The organism is Bacillus sp. CH30_1T (assembly GCF_008364765.1).
Classification (GTDB): domain Bacteria; phylum Bacillota; class Bacilli; order Bacillales; family Bacillaceae_B; genus Rossellomorea.
Window position 1 is genome coordinate 1 of record NZ_VTUY01000023.1, and the last position, 10,431, is coordinate 10,431.

General features: G+C 33.4%; 13 protein-coding genes and 1 pseudogene. 10 read left to right on the forward strand and 4 right to left on the reverse strand.

All coding sequences use genetic code 11. The features are described from left to right. Positions 1 to 212, reverse strand: a 212-nt coding sequence (locus F0342_RS24290; RefSeq protein WP_149158269.1) for an IS110 family transposase, incomplete at its 3' end; no start/stop codon positions are given. A gap of 867 nt (positions 213 to 1,079) precedes the next feature. On the opposite strand from F0342_RS24290, the gene F0342_RS24295 reads away from it, so the two are divergent. Both F0342_RS24295 and F0342_RS25115 read left to right on the forward strand, forming a co-directional pair. Continuing rightward, positions 1,080 to 1,637: a class I SAM-dependent methyltransferase gene (locus F0342_RS24295; protein ID WP_149158270.1), complete on the forward strand. Its 558-nt coding sequence runs from the start codon at positions 1,080 to 1,082 to the stop codon at positions 1,635 to 1,637. Next, positions 1,624 to 1,803: a hypothetical protein gene (locus tag F0342_RS25115; RefSeq protein WP_188048685.1), complete on the forward strand. Its 180-nt coding sequence runs from the start codon at positions 1,624 to 1,626 to the stop codon at positions 1,801 to 1,803. Before F0342_RS24295 ends, F0342_RS25115 begins: the two co-directional genes overlap by 14 nt. Positions 1,804 to 2,005: 202 nt before the next feature. On the opposite strand, the gene F0342_RS24300 is transcribed toward F0342_RS25115, so the two are convergent. After that, on the reverse strand, positions 2,006 to 2,707 hold the full coding sequence (locus F0342_RS24300) for an HAD family hydrolase (RefSeq protein WP_149158271.1): 702 nt from the start codon (positions 2,705 to 2,707) through the stop codon (positions 2,006 to 2,008). 1,146 nt (positions 2,708 to 3,853) lie between these two features. Here F0342_RS24300 and F0342_RS24310 point away from each other — a divergent pair. From F0342_RS24310 to F0342_RS25120, 3 genes are all read left to right on the forward strand, one after another. After that, positions 3,854 to 4,045: a hypothetical protein gene (locus F0342_RS24310; RefSeq protein WP_149158272.1), complete on the forward strand. Its 192-nt coding sequence runs from the start codon at positions 3,854 to 3,856 to the stop codon at positions 4,043 to 4,045. A gap of 205 nt (positions 4,046 to 4,250) precedes the next feature. Further along, entirely contained in the window at positions 4,251 to 4,550 is a 300-nt protein-coding gene (locus F0342_RS24315; RefSeq protein ID WP_149158273.1) for a DUF4306 domain-containing protein, read from the forward strand. A gap of 146 nt (positions 4,551 to 4,696) precedes the next feature. Continuing rightward, the gene (locus F0342_RS25120) at positions 4,697 to 4,852 is read left to right on the forward strand and encodes a hypothetical protein (RefSeq protein ID WP_188048686.1); all 156 of its coding nucleotides are present in this window, start codon (positions 4,697 to 4,699) and stop codon (positions 4,850 to 4,852) included. Between the two features lie 151 nt (positions 4,853 to 5,003). Here the strand turns inward: F0342_RS25120 and F0342_RS24320 are convergent, their stop codons facing one another. Continuing rightward, the gene (locus tag F0342_RS24320; protein WP_149158274.1) at positions 5,004 to 5,243 is read right to left on the reverse strand and encodes a lipid II flippase family protein; all 240 of its coding nucleotides are present in this window, start codon (positions 5,241 to 5,243) and stop codon (positions 5,004 to 5,006) included. Between the two features lie 100 nt (positions 5,244 to 5,343). Between F0342_RS24320 and F0342_RS24325 the strand changes: the two genes are divergently transcribed. The 5 genes from F0342_RS24325 to F0342_RS24345 all read left to right on the forward strand — a co-directional run bounded on the left by F0342_RS24325 (position 5,344) and on the right by F0342_RS24345 (position 10,137). Continuing rightward, positions 5,344 to 6,288 carry an MBL fold metallo-hydrolase gene (locus F0342_RS24325; RefSeq protein WP_188048687.1) on the forward strand — a complete coding sequence of 315 codons (945 nt, stop codon included), beginning with the start codon at positions 5,344 to 5,346 and terminating at the stop codon, positions 6,286 to 6,288. Between the two features lie 277 nt (positions 6,289 to 6,565). Then, a complete protein-coding gene (locus F0342_RS24330; protein ID WP_149158276.1) occupies positions 6,566 to 7,177 on the forward strand; it encodes a hypothetical protein in 612 nt (203 codons plus the stop codon). Between the two features lie 21 nt (positions 7,178 to 7,198). Further along, positions 7,199 to 7,564 carry a class I SAM-dependent methyltransferase gene (locus F0342_RS24335; protein ID WP_149158277.1) on the forward strand — a complete coding sequence of 122 codons (366 nt, stop codon included), beginning with the start codon at positions 7,199 to 7,201 and terminating at the stop codon, positions 7,562 to 7,564. A gap of 1,189 nt (positions 7,565 to 8,753) precedes the next feature. Then, positions 8,754 to 9,194 (forward strand): NUDIX hydrolase, encoded by a 441-nt coding sequence (locus F0342_RS24340; RefSeq protein ID WP_149158278.1) that lies wholly within the window; start codon positions 8,754 to 8,756, stop codon positions 9,192 to 9,194. A gap of 58 nt (positions 9,195 to 9,252) precedes the next feature. Continuing rightward, complete coding sequence (locus F0342_RS24345) at positions 9,253 to 10,137, forward strand: hypothetical protein (protein ID WP_149158279.1); 885 nt, start codon at positions 9,253 to 9,255, stop codon at positions 10,135 to 10,137. 152 nt (positions 10,138 to 10,289) lie between these two features. Here the strand turns inward: F0342_RS24345 and F0342_RS24350 are convergent. After that, a pseudogene (locus F0342_RS24350) lies at positions 10,290 to 10,431 on the reverse strand (IS110 family transposase); the annotation flags it as partial.

Genomic DNA, 10,431 nt, shown 5'->3' on the forward strand with positions numbered 1-10,431 from the left:
ACAGGTGCGTGGTAGTGGCCAGTTGCTTCTAGTACAACCGAAGGTTGAATGCCGGTTTTATCTTTTACGCTTTCCAAAAACCCAAGTAATGAGCCTAGCCCATCAAGATCATGCTTGATGCTAAAACTTTTACCGTAAGGTTTTCCTTTATCTAAAAAGGCCTGAACCTCACTTTCTCCTTTCGAAACATCCAGACCAACGACTGGATTCATTCTCAATCTCCTCCTTATATTCAACTTGCCAGTAACCCCTAATCCTCTTAGTAGTATCATAGCTTCGCTTGTTATACGAGATCTTTGTCCCAACCAGCCTCAAACATGTTTCTACCAGTAGGGGGTGAACGGTTTAACTGACGGGATCTAAGTCCCACGGGGGCGGACGTTCTACCCTGGCTACTGTTATAATAAGACCATATAAAAAATGGTCAACCAGAAAAATCTAACATTCTGGTTAACCTAATAATACGAAAGGGGGCGTTTATTGAAGAACGCGTCCTTTTCCTGTATGGGTCAGATATTGAACTAACTCTTAAGTGGTGAAATGGATAATTTACGTAGTAAGTCTGGTGTTTTTTGGTATAATATAATATCCAAGATTGAAAGGGACAGTAGAAAGTCGTCCTCATTGCTCAAGATTTTTTGGAAATTGGAGTTGAAATTTTAAAATGGATCAAAAGAAAAAAGATCAATCAAATATGGTTTACCTTTATGCCCTAATTCTATTCTGGATATTTGATACAATTGATACCTTTTTCATAGAAGAAAAATGGTTTGATTACATATTCTATTCATTAACTATGGTTTCAATAGCTGGTTTTACATATATTAGTTTAAAAGAACGCAAAAAATTTGTGACGGTTATATTATGTCTTCTATTTATTGCCTATTTATATGAGGTAATTTGAGAGTCCTGATTCAATTAAAGGGCGCTTTTCTGAAATAAGAAAAGCGTCTTTCTTCATGAAAGGGCCATTTAACGGAACAACTCATTGCCTAAAATATGAATATTTGAAATAATTGGTATTGAGTGTGCAGGTTTATTCAAGTTAATAAATAAGTGGTTGAAAGGATTTGAAATGAATGGACTTAATTGAGCAATACAGTAATTCTACTAACTTATCTTCCAGAATACGGATTCACGAAAATTACAGCATAAACGCACAAGATTGGCATTCATGGCTACTTGAACAAATGAAATTAAATCCAAATACTCGGATTTTAGAACTTGGATGTGGTGATGGTTCTTTTTGGTTTAAAAATAAAGACGATATCCCTAAAGGATTGAAAGTTACCCTTTCGGATAACTTTGCCGGGATGTTATGGCATACTAAAGAAAAATTAGATGATTTTTTCGATTTTAGGTATGAACAAATTAATGCTGAAGAAATAACATTTGAAGAGAATAGCTTTGATGTTGTCATTGCAAATCATATGCTTTACCACGTACCAGACAGAAAACAAGCCTTAAAAGAAGTTCGTAGAGTATTAAAAAAGGGTGGGGTATTTTATTGTTCAACTATCGGGAATTCCCATTTGATTGAGTTTGGGGAGCTTTTGCGAGAATGGAGAAAAGCAGTTAAGGGAGTATTTTTCAAAAGTGCAGTTAAAAGAATTTCAAGATGGATTGAAAATTACTGAAGTAAAAGCAATTATCGACTATTTAATTTCTTCTAATTCAAATTTGAAAGATTTATTAGTTCTAGAGAAATTACAAAGTTTTATGGATTATTTAGAAGAACAAAAACATAAAAATGGTGGATTTATATATGTGACTAAATCATCGGGTCTCTTTGAATGTAGTTAGGGTTAATAAAGAAATACACTTAAATAAACTAAAGAGGGCAATAACAGAAGGGCAGTTTATTGATCTCCGGCTATTGCCAATCTTCAATTATTGGGCTCATTTCTGGAACGAGCAAGAAATGTGTTCTTCTTAATAATTTAGGGGCCAGATTGTTGTGCAAAACATTTTCACCCAACTTGGGAATGGGTCATATTTCTAATGTCTACAAAAAATGTATTAGTTCTTCTATCTTTGTTATGATGCCTTTGAGTCTTGGGTGTTTACGCACTTCTTCATTCTTCTTGTTAAACCATATTGACGAAATACCAACATTACCTGGTCCTTCCACATCGTTAACCCATGAATCACCAATAAACACAGTTTCTTCTGCGGGAATCTGAAAAACTGAAAGTGCTTTATGATAAATCTCAGAAGCAGGTTTCTCAAAACCAACTTCTTCTGATATTATGACTGCTTCTGGAATGAACAATGATCTTATACCCATCGCATCTATCTTTTGATGTTGCCATGATGTTCCATTCGTCACGATCCCTAAGGAATATGAGGCTTTCAGTTCAGTTAGTAGATCTTTTAATATTTCGTCTGACTGAATAAATGATGTACTTATTGCTTTATGCAAACTGTTAAAGTCTTCTGCCGTTTTTTCATCGATACTTCGACCAACATCAGCTATAGTATCAATTAAGCGATTATTCCTAAACTGTTGAAGTGTTATTTCTTTATTCTTATACATAACGGCATATCTGCCATTATGTCTCCATAAAATCTCAAATAACTGCTCTGGGTTTATATCCTTCGAAAATTCGTATTTACGGAAGGTTTCTATTAGGCTTGGTTTCCAATAATCTTCAAAGTGAATCAAAGTATCGTCTAAATCAAACAGGATTAGTTTTGTTGATGGCATCTTTAACCTCCTATTTTATAAGATGACCTAACTAAACTTGAGATGTTTTAAGTATATCGTATTACTACTGCCGTAATAAATCATCGTGCATATTCTGAATATATTGAGGCTATATTCAAATAATGTCAATTTTTCACTATTACTAATTTCAATAAACGGGCGCGTTTATTGAGGAACGCGTCTTTTTGATTATCGTGCCATTTTCTGGATTGAAAAATGGAATTAGCTGGTTCACCTTGAAATAGAATGTTATGCCGTTAAAGGGGAGCATTATGGAATAAGAAGTTTGGAAAAACCTACAAATTAAATTGAGAAAACTTCCCATTTAGTGTAAAATTACACTATGGGAGGAGGGGGATTATGGAGGTTTTTTCACTTTTGATTTATCAAATTTTTATAATGTTGTTATTGGTAATTGTTTTCGCGTTGATTTTCTACAAATTTTATAAGCGATTAAACTTAACTTATCCTTTATTTGTTAGTGTATTAGCAGCAATAACATTTTTGCTTATTTTCAATGTTCAAAATTTTTTGTCTGTAATTTCTTTTTCATCAAACATATTATTTTCGATTATCGTGTATCTTGTTGCTATTAATCAACAGAAAAAAATGAAGTGACTTTTTTACAATCGGGGGCTTATCAAGAAAAGGGTAAGCTCCCTTTTTATTAAAAGTTTTCCTTGAGTAAGTTGGTTGATTTTGAAATAATTGGTATTAAGTAAAGGGCTGGTTTCTAAAATAAAGGGGTTATTATTTTGAAGAACACTAAATTAAGAGTTATATGGATTATTCCTAATGTTTCGGTTACCTCATGTTTGTAGGATCTTCAACTTTTATAACATTAAATGAAGAAGGTTTACGAGAAATAAATCGATTAGGTATATGGGTAGTTGCAATGATTATACTTTTCTTAATAGGCATTTTCGGTAGTTATAGAATTTGGTCATGGATAAAAGAAGGAAAAATGTAACAATATTTATTAAGTTAGAGGGGGTAACCGTAGATCAGCCAATTGATCTCGGGCTATTACCCTTATTCAATTAATGAGCAGGTTAATTGGATAATACGAAACAAAAATTCTTTGGTCTCCGTCTAATTCTTAAACTGTTACTCAAGGTAAGGGAACTTTCTAGGGGGAATGAAAATATGAATATGAAAAAAGGCTTAATACCTTCAAAAATTTTTGGGGTTATTATTCTGTTGGCAATTTTGATATTTTGCTTCTTTATCTTTAAAGGGGAATCCATCTTGGAAAATATCAAAGACGGATTTACAGACAATGAGCAAGTGTCAGTTCAAGGTTCATATAACAATCCGTATCAGATAATATTTATCTAACTGTCGGAGCAGTTTAATTGAGTAAGAATTAATTCAAAATTTAAAAAATCTGGGATTTTTTAATGAGTGCTCCCGTAGAAAATAAAGTTTTGACAAGAACAGCAGTTTATATATTTGAAGGTTAGCCCAATGTATTTAAATATTGGGGTGATAATTATGAAGGTTCAGTAGATATTCTTTCTAGCGAAGAGACAGGGGGATTTGTGTGAAGAAATGGTGGAAAATGTGGATTATTTGCATACCTATTTTCTTGGTGTCATATGTTTATTCAATATTTATAACAGGTAAAATAGCATACTTACCACAATCAGAATGTAAACCAAAATTTATCTTTACACCCCAGGATGTTCAATATTGTAGCGATATTTATCCGATTGATGTGTTTTTAATTGCTTTAAAGACAAACCCAATTACTTATATCTGGTTATTGACTGGTCTTTATATAATTAGTTTCTTAGTATTTGTTTTAGTCGTTAAAATCCGTAAAAAGAAATTCTTCAACTAAAGGGGGCGATTGCTGAAAATAGCATCCGCCCCTAAATGTTCGAGCAAAGAGCAGTCATGCTAAAGAAAGTGAAACTTTCCAAGAGGGTTTTCGTATAAGTAAATTAAGATAGCCAGAGAAATAATTGTTATGTTTGAGGGGGTTCTATGAAGACGCTGCTTGATGGGGTAAAGAACATATTTTTAGATTTATTTGCAATGGGGAAAGGCTTTATCTATGGTTTTGCTATGGTTGCACTGCTAGTTTTAATTGGTGGGGCTTTGTTATACGGTATTTTGTACCTTCGTAATCTGATATTTTAACTTTATAGGCTTATTATTATCGGGAGCTTATCTGTAAAAAGATAAGCTTTTTTTATTTTTATGCTTGTGTTAAATTATACGGTTTGAAATAATTGGTATTATTCTACGTGGAGGATAAATCTAAATGGAGTTAATTACAGGTAAAGTGATTTTAATTTCTATTTTTCTTTTGAAATAGCAGAATTCCTACTAGTACGCCTAGAGATGTTACACCAATAAGTACACGGTACTGTCCTTCAATAAAAAGTAGTTTGTTTGTATCTGGTGCCTCTGCAATGAGTTTTGCCGTTAAGGGCTGCTGAATCATTTGTGACTTCACGAGGAGGTAAAGGCATCGCCATAAGATGTGACTATTATTTAACATCGCGCTTTTTTTGCGGAATAAAATCATTGTAAGGATCAAATGTTCTTGAAATAATTGGTATTAAGTTAAAGGGCAGTTTAACTGAAGGAGGACTATTTTCTGTATCGATACCAAAAGGGGGAGAACTTTGAAAGAATTTATTAAAGAAACTGAATTTTTTATTCTGTACTCTTTATGTGATGGGGTATATGCTGCAATCTCAAAGCCGGGTCAAGGTGCTTGGAGTAACGCGGGTATTGTAGATCTTGGTGAAGCATTGTTAATTTTCGATTCCTTTACTACCCCTTCTGCTGGAGATGAGTTAAGAAGACAAGCTGAAGATATTACAGGAAAAAAAGTAAAGTATCTAATAAACAGTCATTACCACGGAGACCACGTTTTTGGGAATCAGGCATTTATCGATTCAACGATTATCTCAACTCCTCTAACCAAGCAATGGATTAAAGAAAAAAATAAAATTGGTGATTTAGCGAAAGAAAGAGTAGAGATGGAAGTGTATTTAAAGAGCTTAAAAAATCAAATTGAGGCTAATCAAGATAGAATTGTGAGAGCTAGTCTAGAAAATCAGTTTAATGAAATGACAAAAGTGCTGAACGACTTACCTAATATGAAAATTGTATTACCACAAGTTTTATTTGAAGAGAAGCTGATTATAGAAGGTACAAAAAGAAAGGTAGAGCTACACTGTTTAGGTGGAGGGCATACCTCAAGCGATACTTTTATGTATTTGCCTTTTGAGAAAATTGGATTTATGGGTGATCTAGTTACGGAAAACTTACATTTGCCTATTTATAATCCTGAAGAATTTCGATTCATTTTGGGAAAAGTAAAAAAGATGGATATTGAAACTTTTATACCTGGTCACGGAAATGTAGGGAGTCAAGTAATGTTACTTGAGTTAGTGGATTATCTATCGTTTTTAATTGATAAGTCCCAAGAAGCACTTAAAAATAAAGTCCCATTGGAAATCTTTGTTTCAAATTTAGAAGTACCAACCAAGTATAGAGAATGGAAAGGTGTGAAAGGCATCAAAGGCAACCTTTCTACAGTGTATACGTTCTATACTAGATGATAAAGATTAGTTATTCCTCAAGAGGGGCGTTGATCCAAGAAGGATTAACGCTTCTTTTGTTGAAGTTATTGGATTAAAGGGCAGTTTAACTGAAGAAGTATAATAGAGTCATTAAGTAAAGTTAACCTATTGGCACCAATTTGTAGAATTGAGAATAAAGTAGAAAAGATATGGAATTGAAAATAAAGAGTAGATTGTCTTGCATTTAATGGATAATAGCGTTATGATGTTATAATTTGCAAAATTATAACAATTTTATAAAGAGGGTTTAATAATAATGGAAGAAATCATTCATCGCTCCATTCAAAGAAAAAAGATTGCACTAGAGATATTAAGCGAATTAGACATCATTGAAAAATGGGGAGAAGTTGGTGAGGTCCATCTGGTTGGAGCTACAGCTTATAATCTCATGGTAAATCGTGATATTGATATAGAGACTTTCTGTAACACCCCATGTCCCCAAAACGTATTTAAAGTACTCGGAGACTTGGCTACCTATAGGGGAGTGGTAGAAATTAAGTTTCATAACTATATGAACTCTCCATTTAAAGGTTTATATTCTAAATTAGCGTATCGTTATCCAGATAATACTGAAGGCATCCTCTGGAATGTAGACATGTGGCTCTTTCCTTCTAACCATACCGGTCCACTATCTAGAGACTTGGTAGGGTTTATGAATAAAGTGATAACAGATAAAAGTCGTAAATCAATCTTAGATATCAAGGAAAACCTTGTAAGATTGGGATTGAACTATCCATCTGTATTTATATACCGAGCTGTCTTGGTTGATGGTATAGAGGGTATCAATCATTTCTTAGACTGGATTAACAATCAGGATTTAAAAGAAACGTTTAAATTAGAGACGTTGACCGGAGCAATTAAGGAATGAGATTTGAAAGGTGAGACGATCATGAAAGGAAATAAAGGTATATGGGAAAGACAATATGATCAGATAGAAGATAACTTATGGGGATTGAGGCCAATACAAACATTGGTTGATTACACCGCTTTAGTAAAAGAAGGAAAGGTCTTAGACCTGGGAATAGGTGAAGGAAGGAATGCTCTCTACTTTGCCAATAAAGGGTTTGAGGTTGTAGGTATTGACATTTCAGAAACAGCAATCAAGCGCTCATTAACTGCCGCTAAAGAAATAGGAGTAACAATCAAAGCAGAAGTAAAGGATTTGACGAGCTTTCAAATAGAAGAAAATACATTTTATTCCACTCGGTCAGAAGATGCATTTCCAGTTTGTGGAGGAGGAAAAAAATGGATTTAATTCTGAAGTTATTAGCTTATATAGTCTTTTTAATTGGTTATTTATACTTCTTTTATGGAGGTACAAAAAAGAGTAAAAATAAGAACCAACGAATTATTATATTTGTGATAAGTATTATTTTAATAAGTTATTATTTTTGGTTTGAAATCTAAGCATAGTTGGGTGTTGTACCAATAATGGTCCATTTTTGGTAAATGGAGAAGAAGAGAGTGCAATATTATGGAACAGATATAAAATTTGTAGACCGGAAAGATAATTGTTGCTTTATCGACGCTGACAGATCAGTGATGTTACGAGATGAATTCAACCCCGGATTAGAAAGGTTGAAAAAAGTAAAAATATAAAAGTAAGGAGCGGTTGCAATGAACATAGAAACCGCTCCTGTTTTTTTCTACAATGAAACCTCAGTTAAAGGCTGATTGATGATAATTTTGTCTGCAGTTTTGTGTCTTAAATATTGCCATGCTGCAGTGAAAAATTCAGATCCTTTCTTTGGTATCATTTTGTATAAAAACTTGTGTCAATTTGACCAAAACCTTGTAGGATAATCTGGGTCAATTTATTACTAGATTTGGGTCCCTGCACAATAGCTAAGTTGGATACTTTTGTTCAAAAATTTATAATCTCAACTTTCGTGTCACATTAGTATATAGTTTTGTGTCGCTCAACAGTCATTGAAGAGATACCACAAGTATAATCTGTGCTTTTGTGTCATTTTATCTCTAGATTTGTGTCATAACAAGCTAGCCTTTTCATATACTTATTCATAAGTCACAGGTAAGTTGTTTGAGTCACATTAAAGTTGTTGTTCATGTAACACTTAAGTTGTCTCAGAACAAGGGGAGGTTACTCTACAATACTAGATATCTACCAATCTATGCGTGAAATACAAATTAACGAAACTATCTAGATAAATGAAAAACGCCAAGGATCCTTGATAGGGAGGGAACCTTGGCGTTTTTCGTTCTTACATACGTTACCCAGAAAATTCCCATTAACGACAAAACATTGACACTTTAGCTGCTGGGAGCAAAGGATGTCAGTATAAGAATACTCACTTTATTCAAGTAAAGGGCCATTTAATTGAATAAGGGGATTGCTCGGAATCAAGATATTTGAAATAATTGGTATTATGTTAAAGAGAAGTAATATTGAAGAAGAAACTAAATAAATGGAGGTAAATTACCTTATGAAGCGAGTAGATGTCACATATATGCTTCTATTTGATGAACTGGGCGAGAATGTATTAATGGTAAAAAATAAAGGGAAAAACGGCTCTTATTATACACTTCCTGGAGGTGCAGTAGAGCCTGGAGAAACGCTTGAAGAAGCTGCAATTAGAGAAGTGAAGGAAGAGACGGGGTTAGATGTTGAAATAAGTGATGTTTTTTCTGTAAGTGAGGCGTTTTTTGAGGATAGAGGACACCACGCAGTTTTCTTTACTTTTAGAGGGAAGATAATCGGTGGAGAGATTACTATATCTGTGCCTGAAGAAATAGAAGAGATTACTTGGATGGATTTTCAAAATGCAGAAGAATACATTCATATAACAAGCGATACAAAAGGACTGATAAAACGTAACGCGTCAGCACCATATTTACTAAGAAAGAGAAGTGATTTTACTTCCTAAGTAAGTAGGTTAATTAAAGAAGAAGCTAAAAAAGAGCTAAAAGAAAGATGTGGTAATAATGACTGTTAAAATGGAACCAACAAAAGAACAGATTAGAAATTGGATAGAAAATTTTGTTCCCAAAAAAGACCTGTTTTTCGTAGAAGAAAAGACGATAAACTTTTTAGCTGAATATTTAAGTGATGTCTTAGTTGTTCCAAGAGAAGAATTTTTTGGACATTCATCATATAAACAAATCCAACTGGTCAATAGTTATATGTATTGGAACATTTCTGAAAAGGTTAAGTTTGTTATTGTGGCACAATCTGATTGGATAACTAAACTACCAGAGCAAATAAAGAGAAAGGTTCTTTTTAATCAGTTTAAAGTGGGCAGAGGTTTAATTTTTCCCTTGTCATTGTTTTCTTTTGCAAGTTCACTTCCTGAAGAATACATTGTGGAGGAAAATGGAGAAAAGTCCTTAGTAATTCAACACAATATATGGAATGAACTTCCATATCAATTAAAAGAGAATGCAATAAAAGCATATGCTCAACTTTGGGATAATTGGATTTGTTGTGATGTTCCAGAACAGACACCAATACACATTCAGAAATATGCTAACAATTTCTCACCAGAATCAGGAAGTAATTGTTTATCGGCTACTTTGTTTGCAATTACAGAACAAGATTGGATTGTTAGGGAGTGGGTTCACCCTAATACATTTCTAAATGGATTAGAACGAGCAAATTTTTCCCTAACAAACGATGATGTTAAAAAAGGAGATGTTGTAACTTGGGTGAATAATGATGGCATTATTCAGCACGCTACTTACCACATTGATAATAATCTCTTCTTTAATAAAAATGGACAAACTTTTTTCAATCCCTGGAAGATAACACACTGGAATCAATTAAATGAAGAATGGTGCGAATATAAGATAAAAGTTTATCGCAAAAGTTAGCATATGTTCTTCAACTAAACCAGCTAATAGTTTGTCAACATTTTTCAATAAAAACTTAAAATAACTCATGTTATACTGAAAACACGCATGCCAAATAACCTTCCACTGACATATATTTGGAAGGTTTTGTCTTATTTAGCTGGAAATCTTAATTAGGCTATATCTTGGAAAGTGGTTCTGTTTTTTAATATGGCATAGATCCAATGTAAGAGCTTATTTACGCAAGCAATGACGGCGACTTTATAAAGTTTGCCTTCCTCACGCTTCTTATCATAAAACGCTCTTAATCTCTTG